This is a genomic window from Microbacterium sp. A94, from assembly GCF_051842855.1.
Lineage (GTDB): Bacteria > Actinomycetota > Actinomycetes > Actinomycetales > Microbacteriaceae > Microbacterium.
Genome location: NZ_JBPXMU010000008.1, coordinates 1 through 22,909 on the forward strand (window position 1 = coordinate 1; position 22,909 = coordinate 22,909).

General features: G+C 65.1%; 20 protein-coding genes and 1 tRNA gene. 7 read left to right on the top strand and 14 right to left on the bottom strand.

The features are described 5' to 3' along the window. Positions 1 to 836: 836 nt before the first annotated feature. Positions 837 to 926: transfer RNA gene (locus ACSU1L_RS16125), tRNA-Ser, on the bottom strand. 228 nt (positions 927 to 1,154) lie between these two features. On the opposite strand from ACSU1L_RS16125, the gene ACSU1L_RS16130 reads away from it, so the two are divergent. Then, on the top strand, positions 1,155 to 1,931 hold the full coding sequence (locus tag ACSU1L_RS16130; RefSeq protein ID WP_438254157.1) for a hypothetical protein: 777 nt from the start codon (positions 1,155 to 1,157) through the stop codon (positions 1,929 to 1,931). Here ACSU1L_RS16130 and ACSU1L_RS16135 read toward each other — a convergent pair. The 6 genes from ACSU1L_RS16135 to ACSU1L_RS16160 form a co-directional block, all read right to left on the bottom strand. After that, positions 1,922 to 2,389: an SRPBCC domain-containing protein gene (locus ACSU1L_RS16135; protein WP_439256487.1), complete on the bottom strand. Its 468-nt coding sequence runs from the start codon at positions 2,387 to 2,389 to the stop codon at positions 1,922 to 1,924. The genes ACSU1L_RS16130 and ACSU1L_RS16135 overlap by 10 nt on opposite strands. A 45-nt stretch (positions 2,390 to 2,434) precedes the next feature. Next, positions 2,435 to 4,156 (bottom strand): amino acid ABC transporter ATP-binding/permease protein, encoded by a 1,722-nt coding sequence (locus ACSU1L_RS16140; protein WP_439256488.1) that lies wholly within the window; start codon positions 4,154 to 4,156, stop codon positions 2,435 to 2,437. Then, a complete protein-coding gene (cydD, locus tag ACSU1L_RS16145; protein WP_439256489.1) occupies positions 4,153 to 5,817 on the bottom strand; it encodes a thiol reductant ABC exporter subunit CydD in 1,665 nt (554 codons plus the stop codon). The genes ACSU1L_RS16140 and cydD overlap by 4 nt, the downstream gene beginning before the upstream one ends. Further along, positions 5,814 to 6,836, bottom strand: a complete 1,023-nt coding sequence (gene cydB / locus ACSU1L_RS16150; RefSeq protein ID WP_439256490.1) for a cytochrome d ubiquinol oxidase subunit II — start codon at positions 6,834 to 6,836, stop codon at positions 5,814 to 5,816. Before cydB ends, cydD begins: the two co-directional genes overlap by 4 nt. Before the next feature lie 10 nt (positions 6,837 to 6,846). Further along, on the bottom strand, positions 6,847 to 8,262 hold the full coding sequence (locus ACSU1L_RS16155) for a cytochrome ubiquinol oxidase subunit I (protein ID WP_439256491.1): 1,416 nt from the start codon (positions 8,260 to 8,262) through the stop codon (positions 6,847 to 6,849). Between the two features lie 147 nt (positions 8,263 to 8,409). Beyond that, positions 8,410 to 9,027, bottom strand: a complete 618-nt coding sequence (locus tag ACSU1L_RS16160) for a helix-turn-helix transcriptional regulator (protein ID WP_439256492.1) — start codon at positions 9,025 to 9,027, stop codon at positions 8,410 to 8,412. A gap of 100 nt (positions 9,028 to 9,127) precedes the next feature. Between ACSU1L_RS16160 and radA the strand changes: the two genes are divergently transcribed. Further along, positions 9,128 to 10,546, top strand: a complete 1,419-nt coding sequence (gene radA / locus ACSU1L_RS16165) for a DNA repair protein RadA (RefSeq protein WP_439256493.1) — start codon at positions 9,128 to 9,130, stop codon at positions 10,544 to 10,546. Here the strand turns inward: radA and ACSU1L_RS16170 are convergent, their stop codons facing one another. The 4 genes from ACSU1L_RS16170 to ACSU1L_RS16185 form a co-directional block, all read right to left on the bottom strand. Continuing rightward, positions 10,547 to 10,960, bottom strand: a complete 414-nt coding sequence (locus tag ACSU1L_RS16170) for a dehydrogenase (RefSeq protein WP_438254147.1) — start codon at positions 10,958 to 10,960, stop codon at positions 10,547 to 10,549. It lies immediately after the preceding gene. Between the two features lie 211 nt (positions 10,961 to 11,171). Beyond that, a complete protein-coding gene (locus ACSU1L_RS16175; protein ID WP_439256494.1) occupies positions 11,172 to 11,861 on the bottom strand; it encodes a hypothetical protein in 690 nt (229 codons plus the stop codon). After that, a complete protein-coding gene (locus ACSU1L_RS16180; RefSeq protein ID WP_439256495.1) occupies positions 11,861 to 12,361 on the bottom strand; it encodes an amino-acid N-acetyltransferase in 501 nt (166 codons plus the stop codon). The genes ACSU1L_RS16175 and ACSU1L_RS16180 overlap by 1 nt, the downstream gene beginning before the upstream one ends. Before the next feature lie 430 nt (positions 12,362 to 12,791). Then, a complete protein-coding gene (locus tag ACSU1L_RS16185; protein ID WP_438254141.1) occupies positions 12,792 to 15,320 on the bottom strand; it encodes an ATP-dependent Clp protease ATP-binding subunit in 2,529 nt (842 codons plus the stop codon). Positions 15,321 to 15,852: 532 nt separating this feature from the next. Between ACSU1L_RS16185 and ACSU1L_RS16190 the strand changes: the two genes are divergently transcribed. From ACSU1L_RS16190 to ACSU1L_RS16205, 4 genes are all read left to right on the top strand, one after another. Beyond that, a complete protein-coding gene (locus ACSU1L_RS16190; protein ID WP_439256496.1) occupies positions 15,853 to 16,581 on the top strand; it encodes a hypothetical protein in 729 nt (242 codons plus the stop codon). Then, a complete protein-coding gene (locus ACSU1L_RS16195; RefSeq protein WP_439256497.1) occupies positions 16,581 to 17,306 on the top strand; it encodes a hypothetical protein in 726 nt (241 codons plus the stop codon). The genes ACSU1L_RS16190 and ACSU1L_RS16195 overlap by 1 nt, the downstream gene beginning before the upstream one ends. After that, positions 17,306 to 17,920, top strand: coding sequence for a hypothetical protein (locus tag ACSU1L_RS16200; RefSeq protein ID WP_439256498.1), 615 nt, complete (start codon positions 17,306 to 17,308; stop codon positions 17,918 to 17,920). Before ACSU1L_RS16195 ends, ACSU1L_RS16200 begins: the two co-directional genes overlap by 1 nt. A 127-nt stretch (positions 17,921 to 18,047) precedes the next feature. Next, positions 18,048 to 18,281: a helix-turn-helix domain-containing protein gene (locus tag ACSU1L_RS16205; protein ID WP_438254136.1), complete on the top strand. Its 234-nt coding sequence runs from the start codon at positions 18,048 to 18,050 to the stop codon at positions 18,279 to 18,281. A 143-nt stretch (positions 18,282 to 18,424) separates the two neighbouring features. Here ACSU1L_RS16205 and ACSU1L_RS16210 read toward each other — a convergent pair whose 3' ends face one another. Further along, positions 18,425 to 19,945, bottom strand: a complete 1,521-nt coding sequence (locus ACSU1L_RS16210; protein WP_439256499.1) for a DUF222 domain-containing protein — start codon at positions 19,943 to 19,945, stop codon at positions 18,425 to 18,427. A gap of 184 nt (positions 19,946 to 20,129) precedes the next feature. Here ACSU1L_RS16210 and ACSU1L_RS16215 point away from each other — a divergent pair, with 184 nt between their 5' ends. Then, entirely contained in the window at positions 20,130 to 20,465 is a 336-nt protein-coding gene (locus ACSU1L_RS16215; RefSeq protein ID WP_438254133.1) for a hypothetical protein, read from the top strand. A gap of 40 nt (positions 20,466 to 20,505) precedes the next feature. On the opposite strand, the gene ACSU1L_RS16220 is transcribed toward ACSU1L_RS16215, so the two are convergent. Beyond that, entirely contained in the window at positions 20,506 to 22,209 is a 1,704-nt protein-coding gene (locus ACSU1L_RS16220) for a cation:proton antiporter (RefSeq protein WP_439256500.1), read from the bottom strand. A 147-nt stretch (positions 22,210 to 22,356) separates the two neighbouring features. Further along, on the bottom strand, positions 22,357 to 22,909 hold a 553-nt coding region (locus ACSU1L_RS16225; RefSeq protein WP_439256501.1), incomplete at its 5' end, for a hypothetical protein.

A 22,909-nucleotide genomic window follows, 5' to 3' on the forward strand; every position in this document is an offset into this window, starting at 1 on the left:
GACGAGGCATCGACAGCCTCCCCAGCATCAGAACCACGACCAACGAAAACCCTGACTAGACTGCCCAAAACCGTTCACTTTTCGAACGCCGAAAACGTTCAAAGTTCGAGCGCCGTCGACATTACGCCCATCGAGTTCGAGACCATAATGATGGATGCCGTCTGCCTGGCGGCATAAACCCCGGACTCAACCAAAACGTCAGCAGACCCAAACGGTGTCAGTGATCAGTCGACGTTGGTGAGACGCCTCGTTTCCGTAGGGTTGCGAGACAGCTTCCATGTGTTCGTCTGATGCCCCTTGACCGGGCTTTTCTCGGGCAGGTGTTGCGGGAACGACGTCCATGACACCCGGTCACCCCAGCAGGCCAACAGGCCAACAGGCCAACAGACCAACAGACCAACAGACCAACAGACCAACAGACCAACAGACCAACAGACCAACAGACCAACAGACCAACAGACCGTAAACGATCATCTTCGGTGGGTCCGGTCGAGCCAGTGGGAGCGAGTTGCACCCGGTTCATCCCCGCGGAGTTGAGGAGCTCTCCTGGCTGCAGAATCGTCCAGAGAAGGCTGCCCGCACGCAGGACGATCAGTCGTCAACCTACGGTGGGCATCCACACCAAATAAAGAAGTGTGGGCAAACCGTGGGCACGCCCAGATCCGACACCTGTCTCGACCGTTCTCGTACCGTTTCAGCTCGCCTGGAATGAGTTACGAACACTTAAGCTCGTCAGCAATAAAACTCCTGACCACACCGTGCCCACAGCTGAATCCGAACCAACAGGAATGAGCCCCGTCCCAGCCGATCGAAATCAACTGAAACGGGGCTCAAAGTGGCGGTGACGGTGGGATTTGAACCCACGGTAGGGGTGAACCTACACAACATTTCGAGTGTTGCACCTTCGGCCGCTCGGACACGTCACCGCGAAAGAGTTTACGTGACGCGGGGCCGTCACGCGAATCGGCGTTTCGCCGGTGCGAGAAACGTCTTCCCGCACGAGAAACGTCCGGGGAACCCCTGTCTCATGCTGAAGCATGTTTCTCGCCACGAGGCCCGCATTTTGTCCGGGCACGGGCGGCCGCCACGCCCCTGGGCGCTGGTTAGGATGGCCTTACGGATGGACGGAGACGCCGGTCCGGAAAGGTTGCGCAATGAGCTTCGTGATGTCGGATGCATTGGAAGAGACCGGCTACGTCGTCCTGGACGACTACGACCAGTCCACGGACCCGGCCGAGTGGCTTGAGCTGGAGTATGTCGGCTGGCGCTCCTCCGGCATCACCCGCTTCGCGCCGCTGACAAGCTATGCCGGCGAGATCGAGTGCAACGCCTTCTGGAACCAGACCCCGCCCCGTCCAGACAAAGACGGTGCCTGGATCCCCAGCCAGGTGGCCAAGGCCCCGGCCCTCGCACGGCGCGCGCAGGAGCCCGGCGCCAACATCGGACGCTGCCGCGTCATCGAACTGCAGCCGAACACCTACGCCGATGCGATCTACAACCTGCACCAGGACGACAACAACCGGCTCAACGAACCCGGCACTGGCTGGGTGGTACGCGGCTGGTTCAACCTGACCGACGACGCCGACTCGCTGCTGATCCTGCGCGAAGACCGCTTCGATCCAGCATCCGAGATCCGCCTCCCGCTGCCTGCCGGCTCGCGCATCCTCGTCGACACGCAGCGGTTCTGGCATGCCGTCTGGCAGCAGGGACCCGCGCCCCGCTACTCGCTCATCACGTCATGGACCTCCGGCCCGGAACTCGACGCCTACATCGCCGCGAACAACGGCAACCAGCATCCGCCCACCGTCGAACTCGACCAGCAGCTCGTCGACGACGCGCAACTCGAACTGCACCGCCGTATCGAAGAGCGCCGCCGTGCCTTCGAAGCCCAGGGCATCGTTATGGAACCGCCCGCCGAGCTCTACAACTGAGCCGAGAGCAGCTCCGCGAGGTTGCCCAGCGATGAGCTGAGCCCCATCTCGTGGTCGGCCGCAGAGATCCCCTCCGGCACATCCTCGGCCCGAAACGTCACTTCGGAATCCGATCCGCTCGCCCTGACCGCCCAGGTCATGCGCATCACGCCGGCATATCGCGGATCATCCGATTCAAACTCGACTTCCTGCACAAGACGCACACCCGGAACCACCTCGACGAATCGTCCTTCCACGACGTCTTCAGTCGCACTGCTCTTCCCGGGCGCATCCGTCCCATCCCGATAGACGAGGACCATCCGGTATCCGCCTCCGGCCCGGGCATCGAAGTAGTCGATCCGTGCGGTCATCCCGTCCGGCGGAAGCCATTCTGCGACGGCATCCGCAGTGCTGAGCGCCTCGAAAACTCGCATGGGCGAGGCGTTGATGAGGCGCGTCACTTCATCAGTTCGGCTCATCCCTTGAGGCTACGCCGCCGACGGGAGCGGATGCTACGGCATAGCTCAGACCGTCCGCCCGGCCTCGATTCGCACCACACGATCGACGGTGCCGGCGGGCGGCTCGACGTGCGAGATCAGCAGCACCGACTGCTCCCCCGCCGCCTCGAGCAGATCGCGCAGCAGCGCCTCGGATGCCTCGGGATCGACCCCGGCCGTCGGCTCATCCAGCACGAGCACGTCGAAGCTGTGCAGCAGCGCCCGCGCCAATGAGATCCGCTGCGCCTGCCCACCGGATACCAGCGCGCCTCGGTCGCCGACGCGCGCATCCAGCCCGCCGCGCTCCCGCACCCAGTCCCCCAGCCCGACGCGGTCAAGCACGGCGAGCAGCTCGGCATCCGTTGCCGTATCCCGCGCGAACAGCAGGTTCTGGCGGATGTCCTCATCGAAGAGCTGCGGATGCTGCTCGCACAGCCCGACAATCTCCCGCAGTGCCGGCCCCGACAGCGACGCGGCATCCGTCCCGCCGATCGTGTACTCGCCCTCAGCCTTCAGGAATCCGACCAGCACCGAGGCGAGCGAACTCTTGCCCGCACCGCTCGGCCCGCTGACGAGTACGCGCTCCCCGACGCCGAGATCGAGGTCGACGCCGCGGAGCGCCGGGGCATCGCGCAGTGCCAGATCGCCCAGTGCCAGATCGCCCGGCGCCAGATCGCCCAGCGCCAGATCGCCCCGTGCCGTCCCGTTATGCGGCCACGAGGCGCGAACGTCGCGCAAGCGCAGAACAGTGGATGCCGGTGGTTCCGCGTTTCCAGCATCCGATCGCAGTTGCGGCGGAAGCTGCGCCGGAAGCACATCGACCACTCGTTGCGCGCTCGCGCGCACTCCGCGCCATGACGCTGCCGCGACCGGCACCGCCCCGAACACCTCGAAGACCACCATCGGCACGAGCACGACGACCGCGAGCCACGGCCCGTCGATCGCACCGGTGCTCAGCCCCGGGCATGCCACGGCAACCGCCCACACCGACGCGACTCCGGCGAGTACCGAGACAACGCCGGCCGCGACAGCCTCAGCGAGCGACGATCGCGTGACCAGGCGGCGCACCGCCTCATCCGCCCGCTCGATCCGCTGCCGCGCCTGCGGCTCGGCCCCGTAGGCGAGCAGCACGTCGAGACTGCCGAAGTAATCGACGAGGGATGCTGACAGCTCCGCCCGCCGCACGGACACCCGCTCCTCGGCACGAGACCCGACGATCCAGCCGAGACCGATGGCCACAAGAGCTGCCACCACCAGGCACGCCGCAAGCGTGAGCGCGGCCGGAGGCGACACGAAAGCAATGAAGCCCACCGAGCCGACCGCGACCACCGCCGCGACCGCGAGCGGCTGCACCACCCGCAGCGGCAGGTTCTGCAGATTCTCAACATCGTCGACAAGCGCCGAAAGCACCTGACCGCGGTCGGTCCGACCGAGCCCTGCCGGCGAGAGCGGAATGAGCGTTCGCACCATATCGGCGCGCGTGCGGGCTAGTTGGCCCAGCGCCGCATGGTGCCCTGACAGCCGCTCGAGATACCGGAACACTGCCCGCGACACCGCGAAGAACCGCACCCCGACAACAGCCACCGACAGCGGCACCAGCGAGTCGACGATCGAGGCGCTGACGATCAACCACCCACTGACGGCGAGCAGCGACACCGCAGCCGCGGCCGACAGCACACCCCAGATGAGCCCGGGCAGGAATCGCCGGAGCGGCGGCTGTGCGAGGCGCAGGACATCACTGACACTCATACGGTCACCCCGTTCCTTGAGCTCGTCGAAAGGTCGACGATCTGATCGGCGATCTCTCGCGCGGAGCGGCGGTGTGAGACGAGCACGATCGTGGCGCCGGCATCCGCTCGCTCACGCAGCGCCGCCCACAGCCGCGCTTCGGTCTCAGCATCCAATGCGCTCGACGGCTCATCGAGAACCAGCACGCGGCGCGGGTCGGCGTCATGCCGGTACAGCGCCCGCGCCACCGCGACGCGCTGCGCCTGCCCGCCCGACAGCCCGCTCCCCTGCACGCCGAGTTCCTGGTCCGGATCGAGCTCTGCGGCGCAGGCGGCTTCCAGCGCATGACGGATGCCCTCGACTGAAGGCCTCGCGTCCCCGAGCGCGACGTTCGCCCCGATCGTGCCCTGCATCAGACCGGGCGACTGCCCAGCCCAGGCAAGCCAGTCGGCCGGAGCGAGCCGGCGCACATCGTGACCGGCGAACGTCGCCGTGCCGGTGAAGGTCGCCGCTGCCCTGAGCGCTGCGACAACGCTGGATTTGCCGGACCCGCTTGGCCCCTCGATGAGAGTCACCGTTCCTGGTCGCGCCACAAATGTAACCGGCACCAGCAGCGCTTCGCCGCGACGGACACGCAGCTCGTTCGCGCACAACTCCTGAGAAACGGCGCCGAACTGGCCGTTTTCGCCCGGCAGAGGCGACTTCTGCCCCATTCTTCCGGAGTTATGCGCCACGACATCGGCCGCATCCAGCACTTCAAACACGTCCTCGGTCGCTGCCACGCCCTCAGAAGCCGCATGAAACTGCACGCCGACCTGACGAATCGGCAGAAATGCCTCCGGCGCGAGCAACAGCACGAAGAGTCCGACCTCGAGTGAGAGATCCCCGGACAGCAGCCGGAACCCCACGGCGACCGCCACCAGAGCCACCGCGAGCGATGCGAGCAGTTCCATCGCGAAGCCGGAGAGGAACGAGAACCGCAGCACCTTCATCGTCTCGCGACGGTACTGCTCGGCGGTGACCTCGATCTGTGCCGCCGCCCGGCGGTCACGCCCGAACAGCCGCAGGGTCGACAGCCCCTGCACCGTGTCCGCGAACCGCGCTGCGAGGTGCTGCAGCGTCTGCCACTGCTTGCGCTGCACGGTGCGCGTGGCCATGCCGATAAGGATCAGGAACAGCGGGATCAGCGGCAGCGTGATCGTCGCGATCAGACCACTCGGCCAGTCCAGCCACCACATGCACAGCACCAGCACGGGAGTCGCGATGACGGTCAGGACGAGCTGCGGCAGGTACCGCGCGAAGTACGCATCCAGTGCCTCAAGGCCGTGACCGGCGGTGACCGCGAGCGAGGCCTGGTTGCGCGTAGCGAGCCACTCCGGCCCCAGCCGCCCCACGGCGCGGATCAGTGCTGCGCGCAGCTGTGCCCCGGTGCGAGCGGCAGCACGCGCGCCGGCGGCGTCGGATGCGGCGATCAGCACGCCGCGCGCCGCGGCCAGCCCCAGCAGCCACAGCAGCGAAGACACCACCGAACGTCCCGCAATCGCCCCGGTGATGGCATCCGTCAGAAACCAGGCGAAGGCGATGACGACGCCGGTCTGCAGCACGCCGATCACCGCTGCGAGGAGAAAGAATCCCCGCGCGGCAGCGGCGTACTTCAGCAGCCTCGGATCGACAGGTTTCACGCGTGCACTGTTTCCTCGATCGACGCCCGGGTGATGCGCTTTCGGAACACCCAGTACGTCCACCCCTGGTACAGCAGCACCAGCGGCATGGCGACCAGCGCCGTCCAACTCATGATCTGCAGCGTGTACTCGGTGCTGGATGCGTTCTGGATCGTCAGGCTGAACGCCGGGTCGATCGTCGAGGGCAGCACGTTCGGGAAGAGCGCCGCGAACAGTGTGACGACGGCGAACAGTGTGGTCGCAGCCCCTAGACCGAATGCCCACCCTTCCCGTCCGCGCACGTTCGCGAGCACCGAGGCGATCAGCGACACCGCGGCGAGCGCGGCCAGCACCAGCACCACGACCGAGAAGTGCGCCGCGACCGTCCATGCCAAGAACACTGCCGCGACCGCGACGGTCACAATGCCCGCCCGGAAGGCAAGCCGCCGGGCGTCCGCACGCAGTTTCCCATCGGTCTTCAATGCCACGAAGGTCGCGCCGTGGGTGAAGAACAGCAGCAGCGTGGTGAGGCCACCCAGCAGCGCGTACGGGTTCAGCAGATCGAACACGCTGCCGATGTACACGTGCCGCTCGTCCAGCGCGACGCCCTGCACGATGTTCGCGAACGCGACACCCCAGAGGAACGCCGGCACGGCCGAGCCGATCACGATCATCCGGTCGAAGCCGCGCTTCCACCGCAGCCCCTCACGCTGATGGCGGTACTCGAACGACACCCCGCGCATGATGAGGGTGAGCAGGATCACCAGCAGCGGCAGATAGAACCCGCTAAACAGCGAGGCGTACCACTCCGGGAACGAGGCGAACAGACAGGCACCGGCCACGATCAGCCAGGTCTCGTTGAGGTCCCAGACCGGACCGATGGTGTTGATGATCTGCCGGCGAGCCACATCATCCCTGTTCTTACCGACGCCGCCGAGGAAGGGCAGCGACATGCCAACGCCGAAGTCGAACCCGTCGAGGACGAAGTAGCCCACGAAGAAGAAGGCGATCAGACCGAACCAGAGTGTTGCGAGATCCATTTTCCCTACCTCAGTACACGACCGACGGCAGCTGGGCCGTCTCGTCGTCGGGTTGTTCAGTGGTGTCCGGGCCCTGCTGTGCCGCGCGGATGATCAGACGGATCTCCACCACGGCGAGCGCAGCGTAGATCGCAGTGAACGCAATCAGCGAGATCAGCACTTCCAACCCGCTCGTGCCGGGAGATACACCATCGCGCGTACTCATCAGCCCGAACACGAGCCACGGCTGGCGTCCCATCTCGGTGAACACCCACCCGACGATGTTGGCCAGAAGCGCCAGCGGATACGACCAGATCGCGATCTTCCACATCCACTTCGCGACCGGCTTCTTCGCTTTCTTGCGCGTGACCCAGAGGCCGGCGAGCGCGACGAGGGCGTGCGCCATGCCGAGACCGATCATCCAGCGGAACGACCAGTAGGTGATCCACAGCACCGGGGCGAAGTTGTCGATGCCCATGTCAGCGAACTGCACGGCGTACTCCGCGTTGAGGTCGTTGACACCGTGCACGCACGCGTCGAAGGTGTGTGTCGACAGTAGTGAGAGCAGATACGGCACGCGGATCGAGAACAGCTCGCTGGTGCCATCCGGCGTCCCGAGCGTGAACAGGCTGAACGAGGCATCCGCCCCGCAGACGGTATTGAAGGTCGCCTCGGCGGCAGCCATCTTCATCGGCTGCGCGATATACATCGCCAGTCCCAGCTGGTCACCGGAGAGAACGACGCCGGCGGTGGAGACGAGCATCCCCCACAGTCCGAACTTCAACGAGACCCGCATCGTGTCGATGTGCTGTCCGCGTGAGAGGTGCCATGCCGAGACCGAGATGATGACACCGGCTGCGAACATGAACGCACCGAAGATCGTGTGCGGGAACGCGGCCAGCGCAACCGGGTTGGTCAGCAGCGCCCAGAAGTCCACGAGTTCGGCGCGGTTCGTCTCGGCGTTGTAGATATAGCCGACTGGATTCTGCATGAACGCGTTGGCCGCGATGATGAAGTAGGCCGACAGGATGCTACCGATGGCAACGCACCAGATCGTGGCCAGGTGCAGCTTCTGGGAGAGCTTGTCCCATCCGAAGATCCAGAGGCCGATGAAGGTCGCCTCGAAGAAGAACGCGAACAGCCCCTCGAACGCGAGCGGAGCTCCGAAGACGTCGCCGACGAAGCGGGAGTAGTCCGACCAGTTCATCCCGAACTGGAACTCTTGCACGATTCCGGTGACGACACCCATCGCGAAGTTGATGAGGAATATCTTGCCGAGGAATCGGGTCAGGTGCAGATACTGCACCTTCGCCGTGCGCACCCACGCCGTCTGGAATATCGCCGCAGAAAGCGCCATGCCTATCGTCAGCGGCACGAACAGGTAGTGGTAGACGGTCGTGAGACCGAACTGCCACCTGGCCAACGCAAGTGGGTCCAACCACTCCATCACACGACTCCTTCATTCGAACTTGTGCAGGCAGGTAGCGCATCCGTTGATCGGTCGCCGATTCACCGGTCGCCGATCATCGGTCGTCGATTCACCGATCGGCCACTGGCCGGTCGGTCTACGCGGGCACCCCTGCCCTGTTGGCTGTCAGGCCACAGCCGTCACCCGAAGCTGTACCGTGCATTCCTCGGGCGCTGCAGGTTCGCGCACGAACTCGGCAGCCAGCGGGCCGCCTGCCTCCGTGAGCACCCCCTGCATCAGACCCAGGTGCACCCGGCACAGCACCGGACGATCCTCTGGCCGGGCCGCGGCGTGCGGGCACGGGGTGAGGTCTACGGTGAGCTGGGCGTCGTCGATGACGGGCTCGAATCCACTCTCTTCGAGATGTTCGATGAGGGCATCCAGCTGATGGGTTGCGTCGCTGTCGAGATCGGATGCCGTCGCCGGCAGCATCCGGCGCAGAATGTCGCCGCGGCGAGCAGCGGCAGAAACTTTGTCCCTGGCGACCGGGCTGGAGGCGCCTGGCGCTCCGGTGACGGCACTGTAGAGCGCACGCGGGCGACCCCGGGTGGTGCGGTGCTCGGTTGCGGAGATGACATAGCCGCCCTCGATGAGGCGCTGCAGGTGCTCACGAACCGTGTTCGCGTGCAGCCCGGTGGCGTCGCAGATCTCACCGATGGTACGCGGCGAACGCGTCTGCATCAGGTGCAGGATCTGCACCCGCGAGTATGTCGAGATGGGCCCGCACGGGCTGGCTGTAGCCATGCATCCATTATCTCGAGGTCCTGATCAGCCCGCTATTTTCCGGCCGTGAATAATAGCGTTCGGCGATAGGGATGTCGGATGCGGTCGATAGCCTGGGAGCATGGCAACCCGTAAACCCGCTCCCCCGGCCTTCGTGTGCACCGAATGCGGGTGGACGACATTGAAGTGGGTGGGCCGCTGCGGCGAATGCCAGCAGTGGGGCACGGTGCAGGAGCAGGCGGCGAAGACCGGCATCGTCCGGCAGGTGGCGGCGATTTCTCCGGATGCTGCGCACACTGCGCGACCCATCACGCAGATCACCACCGCCGATACGCCACGACGCTCCAGCGGTGTCGGCGAGTTCGACCGGGTGCTGGGCGGAGGCATCGTCCCCGGGGCAGCGATTCTGCTCAGCGGTGAGCCCGGCGTCGGCAAGTCGACGCTGCTGCTCGAGGTGGCAGCGCAGGCCGCGCGCGGCGGACGACGGGTGCTGTATGCGAGCGCCGAAGAATCCCAGGCTCAGGTGCGGCTGCGCGCCGAGCGCACCGGAGCGCTGCACGACGAGCTGTACCTGGCCAGCGAGACCGACCTCGCCACGATCCTCGGCCACATCGATCAGGTGCAGCCGCAGCTGGTGATCGTCGACTCGGTGCAGACCGTGGCATCCTCACTGTCCGATGGCGCAGCCGGCCAGCCCAGCCAGGTGCGAGAGGTTGCAGCGACCCTGATTCGCATCGCGAAGGAGCGGAGCCTGCCGATCATCATCGTCGGGCACGTCACCAAGGACGGCCAGGTCGCCGGGCCCCGCATCCTCGAGCATCTCGTCGACGTCGTCTGTCACTTCGAGGGTGATCGCCAGACTTCGCTTCGATTCATCCGGGCGCTGAAGAACCGTTTCGGTCCGACAGACGAGGTCGGATGCTTCGAGATGACCGGCGACGGCATCGCCGAGGTGCCCGACCCCTCCGGGCTCTTCCTCGGCCACGGCTCCACCGAACCGGGAACCTGCGTCGCGATTGCGATGGAGGGGCGACGCGCCATGCCGGTAGAAGTGCAGGCCCTGACGGTGAACACGACCGCTCCGAACCCGCGGCGAGTGGTCTCGGGGCTCGACTCTGCGCGCGTGGCGATGGTGCTGGCGATCCTGGAGAAGCGGGCCGGGATCGAAACCGGAAAGCTCGACGTCTACGTATCGACGGTGGGTGGCGTGCGATTCACCGAACCGGCCGCCGACCTGGCGATCGCGATCGCCGTCGCGGGCTCGATCCGCCATTTCTCAGCGCCGCGCACGATCGCCGCGGTCGGCGAACTCAGCCTGGCCGGAGAGGTGCGCGCAGTCACACAGGCCGCGCAACGCCGAACGGAAGCTGGACGGCTCGGATATCAGCAGGTCATCGACGACCGGTCGGGATCGCTGCAGGCTGCGCTCGATGACGTCAAGTCGCGCACGCGGTCGGGGCATCCGACACAGTCAGGGCACCCCGCACAGTCAGGACAGGCCAGGCAGTCGCGTCGGGAAGACGATATCCCGCCGTTCTGATCAGGCTTCGAGCGCCTTCAGCAGCTCGTCCGGTGCCGCCTGCATCGGGTGCGGCCCGGCGATATCAAGGAACACCGTTGTGATCGTGTCGCCGTGCGTCGTCAGGAACTTCCGCAACCAGTCCGGCGAATAGATCCCCACGCCCGGCGGCAGGTTCTCCGGCTTGTTCTTCGCGTCGCTGAACAACAGCAGCGCAACATCGCCCGATGCGGGATCGCGGAACGTCCAGACCTCACCGCTGTCGAGCGGGTTGTCACGGGCGCCGGAGTTCAGAAGCGGCACAACGGTGTTGCCATTGCGCAGCGCGAGTGCGACCGCCGCCACGTCCTGCTTCTCAAGCGCCTGGGCGAGCGCCTCGGAGCGAAACTCCTCGGGTGCCGGCTTCTTGCGTGCGGATTTCTTCTTCGCTGCCATGCATCCAGCTTAAGAGAGTGGGGCCCTCTCGAGTCGTCCAGTGGGGACTGGGGTACTCGAGAGGGCCCTCCGGTTCTCGATCGGTGAAGTGTCGAAGCGCTGGGGACGCTGAATACGACGCCACTGGGGATGGCTAGCACCGAGAAATCTCGAGAATCCTCTAATGGTATCCCAAAGATGGTTCGCTGTCTGTAGCAGGTTGCGACTGGACTCAGTAGAGCAAGAACTGCCGCGTCACGGTGCTGGAAAACCCACCGATCGACACGGCCAGGTGGTACGACGATCCTCCGGCGGGAGCACGCGGGCGGTTCTCCTGCTCACAGGTTCCGACATCCGATCGCGTTCGGTCCCAGACCACCGCGGATGCACTGGGCACCGACTGCCCGGCCGCCAGAGTCACGACCATGCTGCTGGGGTTGGCCTGGCAGTGCCGCGAGTCCCACCAGACATCTGCGCCGCTGGTGACCGTGAAAATCTGCGTGGACGAGCCAACGTCGAGCGTGCAGTCCGCGGCGCTGGTGTTCGTCAGCAGGATGCTGAGTTCCGGCGAAACCCCGGACGCATAGGTGTCGGCATTGGTGACCGCTTCGACGGTGACATCCCGGGCCTGGCACGGGGCGATACCGGGGGTCTCCTCCGCTGTCGGTTCGGTGCTGGGTTCTGTGCCGGGGTCCGTGCTCGGCTCCGTCGACGGCGACTCGGCCGCGTCCAGCACCGGGTTCTTCGAGACCGAGGGGGTCGGCGTCGAAGTCGCGGTCGGCTCGGTTGTGGCGGCATCCGCCCATGGCTGTGCAATGACGAGCCATGTCCCGACGGCCAACGCCGCGATCAGCAGGATCAGCCCGCTGAGAACTGCAAGACGGCGCCGACGGTAGATGGTGCGGGTTCGACGTCGCGACATCACAGGTTCTTCAGCATCCGGGTGTTCCCGAGCGTATTCGGCTTCACGTGCGCGAGGTTGAGGAACTCGGCGACGCCCTCGTCTGGGCTGCGCAGCAGCTGCGAGTAGACGTCGGGGTCGACGACCTGTTCGCCGATCGGTGCGAAACCGCGCCGGGTGAAGAAAGCCGTTTCGAAGGTGAGGCAGAACAGCCGCTGCAGGCCAAGGATGCGCGCTCGCGTTTCGAGCTCATCGACGATGGCTCGTCCGACTCCGCGCTGCAGCCAGTCGTCGCGGACGATCAGCGTGCGCACTTCACCGAGGTCTTCCCACATGACGTGCAGCGCGCCGCATCCGATGAGCTCGCCGTCTTTTTCGGCGACGACGAACTCCTGAACGGCGCCGTACAGGACGGCGAGGTCCTTGCCGAGCAGGATCCGTCGGTCGACCAGCGGCTCCAGCAGAAGGTGGATGCCGAGGACATCGGCGCTGCGCGCCGGGCGGACGGTGTACTCGCTCACATGTCAACCCTAAGACCGCGAGGCTGAGATCCCCGGGTGAAGCGCCCGGGAGACGACGATAGGACCGGGCACTGTTCATCACCCCGATATGGTTGGCGTCGCTAGCACGCTGACATGACAGCAGGGATGACGGAGACACGGATGCCAGGCAGCACGAACGATGACTTCGACGCGTTCAACGCCGACAGGAAGCCGACGACACCGGTTGATCTGAATACTGAAGTGAGCAACGAGCTCATGGAGATCAAGAAGAGGGTCTGCGGCGAGGAAACACCCACAGTCGATCAGTGGCTCGACAGCGATGGTGAAACTGACCGAGAAGTGGCAGAAACTCTTGAACGACCTCGTCTCCGCCGCCGAAGCACGGCAGCCCGAGCGCTTGTGAAATGACGAAGGGACGGATGCATCAGCATCCGTCCCTTCGTCATACTTACTCGCCGGAGGCGGCCGTCAGATCAGGCGTCGCCGAGATGGCGGGAGTGGTGTTGACACCCACCGCGACCTTCTCGCCGCGCGGAGCCGTTTCGAACAGGAACTTCCCGTCCTCAGCATCCACCTTCACGTGATCGCCGGAGTTCAGCTCGCCGTGCAGGATGCGCTCGGACAGGTGATCCTCGATCTCGCGCTGCATCGCGCGGCGCAGCGGCCGGGCGCCGAGCGCCGGGTCGAAGCCGATCTCGATGAGACGCTCCTTCGCTGCCTGTGTGAGCTCGATCGTCATGTCGCGGTCAAGCAGGCGGTCACCCAGACGCTTCACGAACAGATCCACGATCCGCACGAGCTCAAGCTTCGACAGCTGCGGGAAGACGATGACATCGTCGACACGGTTGAGGAACTCGGGCTTGAAGTGCCGCTTGAGCTCTTCGTCAACCTTGCCCTTCATCCGTTCGTAGCTGGTCTGCGCGTTGCCCTCGACCTGGAAGCCCACCGGGCCTCCGGCGATCGCGGACGATCCGAGGTTGGTCGTCATGATGATGACCGTGTTCTTGAAGTCCACGACTCGACCCTGGCCGTCGGTGAGGCGACCCTCTTCGAGGATCTGCAACAGCGAGTTGAAGATGTCGGGGTGAGCCTTCTCGATCTCGTCGAACAGCACGACAGAGAACGGCTTGCGGCGCACCTTCTCCGTCAGCTGGCCCCCCTCTTCGAAGCCGACGAACCCGGGAGGGGCACCGAAGAGCCGCGAAACGGTGTGCTTCTCGCCGAACTCGCTCATATCGAGCGAGATGAGCGCATCCTCATCGTCAAACAGGAACTCGGCGAGAGCCTTAGCGAGCTCGGTCTTTCCAACACCAGTCGGGCCGGCGAAGATGAACGAGCCCGAGGGACGCTTCGGGTCCTTGAGGCCTGCGCGCTGACGACGGATCGTGCGGGAGAGGGCCGCGATGGCCTCCTCCTGCCCGACGACACGCTGGTGCAGAGCCTTCTCCATGAAGACGAGTCGGGCGGTCTCTTCCTCGGTCAGCTTGAACACCGGGATGCCGGTGGCCTGAGCGAGCACTTCGGCGATCAGGCCCTCGTCGACGACCGCGTTGGTCGCGACGTCACCCGAACGCCACTGCTTCTCGAGGCGAAGGCGCTCAGCGAGCAGGCTCTTCTCCTCGTCGCGCAGGGATGCTGCCTTCTCGAAGTCCTGCTCCTCGGAGGCTTCTTCCTTCTGCTCGCGGACCTTGGCGATCTTCTCGTCGAATTCGCGCAGTTCGGGCGGGCTCGACAGAATGCTCAGACGCAGACGTGCGCCAGCCTCATCGATCAGGTCGATGGCCTTGTCCGGCAAGAAGCGATCCGCCACGTAGCGGTCAGCGAGGTTCGCCGCGGCGACGATCGCACCATCGGTGATCTGCACCTTGTGGTGAGCCTCGTAACGGTCGCGCAGGCCCTTGAGGATGTTGATCGTGTGCGGCAGTGTCGGTTCGCTGACCTGCACCGACTGGAAGCGACGCTCGAGCGCAGCATCCTTCTCGAAGTGCTTGCGGTACTCGTCGAGGGTCGTCGCACCGATCGTCTGCAGCTCGCCACGGGCGAGGAGAGGCTTGAGGATGCTGGCGGCATCGATCGCGCCCTCGGCTGCGCCCGCACCGACGAGGGTGTGGATCTCATCGATGAAGACGATGATGTCGCCGCGGGTGCGGATCTCCTTGGTGACCTTCTTCAGGCGCTCCTCGAAGTCTCCGCGGTAGCGGGAACCGGCGATGAGCGATCCGAGGTCGAGGGAGTAGAGCTGCTTGTCCTTGAGCGTCTCGGGCACATCGCCCTTGACGATCGCCTGGGCGAGCCCCTCGACGACGGCGGTCTTGCCGACGCCGGGCTCACCGATCAGGACCGGGTTGTTCTTGGAGCGGCGCGAGAGGATCTGCATGACCCGCTCGGCTTCCTTCTCACGGCCGATGACCGGGTCGAGCTTGTTGTCGCGCGCGGCCTGGGTGAGGTTGCGGCCGAACTGGTCGAGAACGGCGGAGCCACCCTGCGTGCCAGCCGGGGAGTCGTTGGTCTGAGCGCCGACGGCTGCCGGCTCGCGGCCCGGAGCGCCGGAGAGCAGCTGGATGACCTGCTGGCGCACCTTGTTCAGGTCGGCGCCGAGCTTGACGAGAACCTGGGCTGCGACACCCTCGCCCTCGCGGATGAGACCGAGCAGAATGTGCTCGGTTCCGATGTAGTTGTGGCCGAGCTGCAGCGCCTCGCGCAGGCTCAGCTCAAGCACCTTCTTCGCGCGGGGCGTGAAGGGGATGTGCCCGGTGGGCTGCTGCTGTCCCTGACCGATGATGTCCTGCACCTGCTCGCGCACGGCGTCAAGCGAGATGCCGAGGCTCTCGAGCGCCTTGGCAGCGACGCCTTCACCCTCGTGGATGAGGCCGAGCAGAATGTGCTCGGTGCCGATGTAGTTGTGGTTGAGCATCTTCGCCTCTTCTTGGGCGAGGACGACGACCCGACGGGCTCGGTCGGTAAATCTCTCAAACATAGTGACTCCTTGGTTCGCACGGGGCGAAGCGCTAGCGCCGAATACGGTTCTCTGCGCCTGTACATCGAGAGTAACGACCGCGCGGGGCTGGTAAGCCCGTGTTCGCCGTCGGCATAGCGCGCAGGCACCTTCTGAGGTGTCCCGCACACCCCCGCACGCCCCCGCTGCCACGCATAGCTGCTCATTCACCCGCCCGCCGCGTGTCACCTGCCCACCTGCTGCCCCGCGCCCCACCTGCTGCCCCCGCCCCACCTGCTCCGGTCGCGCCCGCCTGCCCGCCACCACCTGCTGCGCCCGCGCCCACCTGCTGCGCCACCACCCGCTGCCCGCGCGCCCGCCTGCTGCGCCACCACCCGTTCCGGTCGCACTTGACGTCGCTATTACCGCGTTTTAGCAGCACGAAGTGCGACCGGAACGGTTATTGACCGGGCGGATGCTGGAGAAGCAGTTGACGGGGATATCGAAAGTCGTTATGTTAACGAACATCGATAACAACGATTATCGATAACTCCGGAAGCAACGAAGGAATCTGATGTTCGATCTCGTCCCAGCCGACGCCATCCTGGCTCTCGCCCTGCTCCTCGGGTTCGTCGCCGGAACCGTCGCCCTCGTCCTGCTGCTGAAGCGCGCACCGAAGACCGTGCCCGGCTTGGCGAAGAGCGATCGATTCGGAACTGCGTTCACCGCGGCCGGCGCGATCTTCGTCGGCATCACGGCCCTGGGAAACGCGATCGCCACCGTCGTCGCGACGATCGCGCCGGGGTCCATCACGGTCTACGATCTCGGCCGCATCATCGCCGAGGTCGACGAAGATCTGATGGCGCTGCCGCATGTCGAACATGCCAGTTCCACTGGTGTCGATGTGACGATCACAGATGCTCCCGCGAGCATCGCCGCCTGGCAGCTCGGCGCTGATCTGCTGCCGATCCTCCTCGTGCTGATCGTTTGCGCGGCCGCGGTGTGGCTCGCCGCCGGGACGCTGAAGGGCACGCCTTTCGGCCGACGTTTTCCGATCGCGCTTGTGGTCGTGGCGAGTGCCGTGATGGTGTGCGGGTTGTTCGCGAACCTTTGCCGGGGCATCTCTCTCGCCGAAGCTGCACTGTTTCTCAACAGCGGCGCACCGCTCGGTGACGAGCCGTTCGCAGCATTTTTTGTCACCATCGACCTCTCACCCATCGGATGGGGGCTGGTCATCGGCCTCGTCGCCGGCGCTTTCCAGATCGGCACCCGGATGCAGCAGGACACGAAAGGACTGGTCTGATGATCACGACCGCCTACTTCATTGCCCTCCCTCTCCTCCCGATCATCGCGGCATTCGTCATTCTGCGCCGGCGCAATCGCGTCGAGCCGGAGGCGCGGGTTCCGGGGATCGTGTATCTGACGCAGTTGGCCGGAGCAACAGCTGCAGGCTGGGCCGCACTCGTCGCGGTGGCGACAGTGCCCATGGTTTTCCGGCGCATGACCGCCGTGCACGCGGAGGCCGCCGTCAGCCCGTTCACACCCTGGCCGATACCCACCGCCGACACGATGAGCCCCGAGCCGTATGTGATGGTGGCTCACGTCGACAGCATCCGCGTCGGCGTCGCGCAGGCCGATGTCGGCACACAGATATTGCAGGCTCTCGGGAGCGTCATTTCTGCGCTGCCACCGATCGCGATCGGCATCTTCGTCGTCATCCTCTGCGAGCGGATCATCCGGCGAGCGCCGTTCGCCGCGCACCTGGTGAAGCTGTCGTGGATCGGCGCGGGCGTGTTCCTGGTCACAGGGTTCGCTGGGCAGCTGCTGTCAGGCCTTGCGTCGTTCCGCCTGGCCGAGATCGCGTTCGAGTTAATTCGTGCCGATAGCCCCACGGCGGACTTGCCCACGCCAGCATGGCCGGCATGGCCCGATCTCTGGCCACTGTGGGGTGCGCTGGCGCTTGGCGTTCTGGCCGTTCTCATTCGCCACGGCATCCGCTTGCAGCGCGACACGGAAGGACTTGTCTGATGAATAGCAAGAACATGGCGAAGCAGGCGCGGGCCGATCGCAACGACTTGAACTCGGCGATGGTCGTCGGTGCACTGATTATTGGCTGGCTCATTTTCAACAGCATCCGCAGCATTGTCGAACTGTTCGCGACCGCGGGGTCCGTGACTGTGACCACGCGTATCCCGGCACAGGAGATCACCGCGGCGATCGGCGCAGGAGCACTGGCAACGACCGAGCTCGCGACGCTTGTGGTGGCTGATGTCAACGCAGTCAGCGTCGTCTCGCTGGTCGTGGCGATCGTGCTGCGTGCGCTGTGTCTGATCACGGTCGCGGCACTGGGAGTGATCGTGTGTCGGCGACTGATACGGGGCATTCTGTTCGATCGGGTCAACACCGGTCTGACCTTTGCGATGTCAATGGGACTTTTGGCTGCTGGGCTGCTGGGTACGTGGTTCGAGAACATGGGCTTGAACGGTGTGTTCGCGGCTCTGGGCGGCGAGTTCGACGAACAGCGCTGGCTTCTCTTCACGGATGGAGTTCCGCTGTTCGTTGCTGCAATCGCGGTGGGCGTGATGGCCATCATCGTCCGTCGAGGTTCGGCGTTGCAACGCGACACCGAAGGACTTGTCTGATGTACGCCGCTGCCCCCACTCGATCGCAACGCTCAGAGACCGCAGACCTCGACCAGCCACCGGTTGACGCAACGCTTGGCTCCGGAGCACGCGACACCCGTCCGCAGCGTGAAACGGAGGGGCTCGTATGACTCCCGCCCCGGATGATGAAGAGACCGGCATCCACTGCCGCCTCGACGAGCTGCTCGCAGCTCGCGGGATGACTCTCACCGAGCTGAGTGCGCGAGTCGGGGTAAGCATCGTGAATCTGTCAGTGCTGAAGAACGACCGAGCCCGTGCCATCCGCTATTCGACGCTTCGCGCGATCTGCGATGCGCTGGAGTGCGAGGTCGGCGAGCTGCTGGTGCTGACTGAGCGGTGATGCAGAGCGGGTTTGGCTGGGTTTGACCTGGCTCGGCTCGGTTTCTCGGGCGCTCCGGTCCGTTGCGGATTCGTTCGCCTGATTCAGCTGATCGCCGAATTCAACCAGTCGCCTGATTCAGCCAGCCGCCTGACCGAGAGGACTCAGGCGACCGCCGGACGGAATCGCCTCGGGGGTGGATCGTCGCCGAGCCCGGGCCAGACTTGGGCATGGGTGTAGGCGAGGACGACCCTCGGCTTGAGTACGAACTCGTCGCCGCTTGGATGGTGCAACACGAAGTCGCCGGTTCCGTCGCGGGTGATCCGCCATCCGCCGTGGTGCAGGGTCATGTGGTGATACCGGCACAGCAGTATCCCGCGATCGATGTCGGTTCGCCCGCGATCTCTATCCCATTCATCGATGTGATGGGCTTCACAGTAGGAGGCAGGTCGGTCACACCCGTGCCAGCGGCATCCACCATCACGGATCGCAAGGGCGATGCGCTGTTTCGGTATGAACAGACGCTGCTCGCGTCCGACGTCGAGCGGATTTCCGCAAGAATCGAGCGTGACGGGCACGAACCCGCTCTCGCACATACGCTGGGCGGCGGCCGCACCGGGCATCGAGACCAGGTGGTCTTCGCTGTGGGTGACAGGAGCGGTGTTGCCGTGGGCATCCACGACCTGCACGAGTCGCACGCCCGCCTGACGAGTGCCGAAAACGCTCTCCGCATCGGCGAGCGCGCCGGCGCGCAACACATCCATGATCAGGTCATAGGCGAGCTGGTCGTTCGTTCTCGGGTCATCGATCAGTGACGCGGCCCGTTCTTTCTCGTCAGAATCGACGAACCGCGGGCCGCCGCGGCGAGGACGCAGCGCGGCGGCCATCATGGTCTCGAGGAACAGGTCGCCATCGTCATCAAGCACCAAGCTCGCCCGCTTCTGACCGTCCTGCCCGCGATAGGTGCGGAACGAACGCTTCTCGAATCGTTCGAGGAACCGTTTCTCCGCCCCCTCCGGGTCGAGCAGGTCGCGGATCGTCCGCGCCTGCTGCCACAATTCCTCAACCGTGCGCTCCGCCGCTTCGTCGATAAGCTGCTCCGCGGCTTGCGCCCACGCGGCCCGCGCCTCTTCTTTCGCTTGCGCTCGAGTGTCAGCATCCACTTCGTCGACGTCAATCTCGGGTAGCTCTCCCAGCCCGCGGCGGATCGCATCGAACTGCGTGGCGGTCAGTCGACCATCGCCCAGGGCGTCGCGCAGCGGCTGATACCAAGGCCCGGGCGCCGGGCGCTCCTCACGAGTCGGTCCATCATCAGGGGCGGGGCTACCAGCATCTGACTCAGAGTCATCGAATAGCGCCTCACCAACCCGGACCTTGCGATTCGCATCGGCCTTGGTGGAACCGGTGACGTCTTGAACGAACGCCGCCGCCGACCGGTGCCCGCGCGATGCCGACAACCCCGAGTGTCCGCGCTCGCGCTTCGAACGTACCGCGATCACACCCGCGGCGGCGACCTGGATCTGCTCGACTTCTTTGGCGAGCACTGCTGTCTCTTCGAGTACTTTCACGATGTCGGCATCCGTCATCAACATCATCGACGCCTGCGCGAGATCCGCGTCGGCGCCGTCGACGAGCTGTCCACCCAGGGTGGGGATCAGCGTCGCGACGTCGGTGAAAGTTGCCATATTTCATACTCTCAGAGGCCACGGACATTCGTGCAAAGATTTGAGGATCTGTGGATAACACAGACACAGGTCGATGACGTAGCGCGAGTTCTTCCGCTCGGGCCGCGAGACGTCGGGCCATTGCCAGGCCGCCTCACCCAACCTCCGAAATTTGTCATGATCCTGAACTAATAGAATCGAACTCATGACCCGCAACACGCGTGCCCGCACACGCTTCCTTCTCGCGCTGCCCATCGCCGCGATCGCGCTCTCGCTCGCCGCCTGCTCCGGCGCGGGGGAACGACCCTCCGTAGACAAGCTCAGCGATGGGCTCCACAAAGTTCTGCAAGACAGCGGTCAGGGCGATCTGCTGACGCTCGAGCAGATCACCTGCATCTCAGAAAAGTTCCTAGCCTCACCCCTCTCCGACCAGGACCTCGCGTACATCGCCGACGGCAAGGACCTGCAGACCTCGCAGGAGGCCAAGGATCTCGTCACCGTTACGATGTCGCAGGCCGCCGGCGAGTGCTCCACGCCGTAGCGCGAGAGGCTCGAGCCAGCAAGCCCCGCCAGATACCTGGCTAAGCGCCGATCCCTCCGCGTGTATCCAGCGCCAACTCCTCGGCGTCGATCGCTGCCATCAACTCGCGCATCACTTCTTCGTCGAGGTTGTCTGCGTCGCGCTCTTCAAGCAGCACCTCACGCCTGACCTGCAACCAACCTTTCATCAGCACAGCGAGATCGTCGTATGACGGGCGCGGAACAGACTCTTCGAGTTCCTGCACGTCCTCGGCGTCCGACTCCACCCGCACCATCCGCTCGGTGAGTCCGTCGAACGCCTTCATCTCGGCTGGTCCGTACTTCTGCGCCCACTCGGCACGCTTCGCCTCCAGGAAGACGACCCCTGCCTCACGGCTGCGCTGACGAACGGCGGCAATTGCCCTGGCATCCGCCTCACGATCAGTGTCGCTCGCAACGCCCAGCATTCTGATGAGAACCGGCAATGTGAGCCCCTGCAGCATCAGCGTGGCCACGGTGACGACGAACGCGACGATCACGATCGCATGCGAGGATTCGTCATCCAGGGCCGCGAGATCCGCCGCGGCCAGCGCCGTGGCTAGCGTCACCACGCCACGCATCCCGGCCCAGGAGATGATCGCGTTGTCCTTCCAGCTCAGCTCTGGCTCGGTCAGTCGCCTCTTCATCTGCTCGGTCGTGATCGGCTGGCGTCCCGGCCGCACACTCTGCTTCCGTGAGAACCGCCCCTTCGCAACAACGAGTTCCCAGCGCCTCAGCCGAGCACGCTGCTGCCATCTCGCGATCGCATGCGCGGGATAGATATAGAGCGGACGCACCACAATCACCATGAGCAGCACCGCTCCGGAAAGCAGCAGGATGTGCCCGACCGATTCAGAGCCCAGGTCACTCAGCACCCGCCGGAACATCAGCCCGATGTAGGCGAAGACGAAACTCTCCAGCAGCAGATCGGCCGACAACCACAGCGGAGCCTCCTGCTGCCTGGTCGTGTACTCGGTACGCGGAGCGTTGAATCCGACATACAACCCCATCGCCACGACCGCCAGCACACCCGACCCACCCAGATGCTCAGCGATCGCATATGCACCGAACGGCACGAGCAGCCCGAACGTTCCGGTCACGACCGGATCGGCCATGCGCATGCGCAACTGATGCAGCACGATCCCAAACACGAGCCCGACGATGACTCCGACCACAACCGCCAGCACAAACTGCCAGACTCCGTCCCACACGGTCAGCGCAGCACCAGCGATGATCGCCGCGAACACCCGGTACAGGGTGAGTGACGTCGCGTCATTGATCAGGCTCTCACCCGACAGCACCGTCATGATGCGACGGGGAAGCCCAAGCTTTCGGCCGATCGCAGCTGCCGACACGGCATCCGGAGGAGCAACGATCGCGCCGAGCAGAAGCGCACCCGGAAGAGTCAGCGACGGCAGAATCAGCCACGCGACCAGCCCGACCACAACCGCAGTCAGCAGCACCAGCCAGATCCCCAGTCGACGAATCTGCGGCAGGCTGCGCTTGAACCCGACGAACGACACATCGAGCGCGGCCGAATACAGCAGCGGCGGCAGCACCACGTTCAACAGCAGATGGCCGTCGATCTCCAACTCAGGAATGAAAGGCAGAAAGGATGCCGCGAGCGCAACAGCTGTGACCAACAACGGCGCCGGCCACCCGCGCCATCTCGCGATGGCCGCCACGGCGACGGCTCCGACCAGCACGTAGAAGAGCATGGCATCCATGGAGAAAGGGTACGCCGCCGCGGGCACCCGTCGCCTTTCATCGCTTCCGGCCCGGGAGCGGATGCCGGAAATACGAAAACGCCACGGACATCAGTTGATATCCGTGGCGTTTTCGCGATTGGCAGCCGAATGGCCGATCAGATCAGGTCAGGCCTGACGACGCGAGCGAGCGAACAGCGCCGCTGCGGCTCCGCCGAGCAGCAGCACGAGGCCACCACCCAACAGGTTCACCGGCACGTTGGATCCGGTCGTTGCGAGGTTGCCATTCTCGGATACCCCAGCGTCCGTGACGCTTCCCGATCCGGTTTCGCCGGTGCCGGCTGCCGAATCGGCTGCATCGGATGCATCGGTTTCGCCGTCAGCAGCGTCCGTAGCGTCCGTAGCGTCCGTAGCGTCAGCAGCGTCCGTAGCGTCCGTAGCGTCCGTAGCGTCCGTAGCGTCCGTAGCGTCAGCAGCGTCAGCAGCGTCCGTAGCGTCAGCAGCGTCCGTAGCGTCAGCAGCGTCCGTAGCGTCCGTAGCGTCCGTAGCGTCCGTAGCGTCCGTAGCGTCAGCAGCGTCAGCAGCGTCCGTAGCGTCAGCAGCGTCCGTAGCGTCAGCAGCGTCCGTAGCGTCAGCAGCGTCCGTTGCGTCCGTAGCGTCCGTAGCGTCAGCAGCGTCAGCAGCGTCCGTAGCGTCAGCAGCGTCAGTAGCGTCAGCAGCG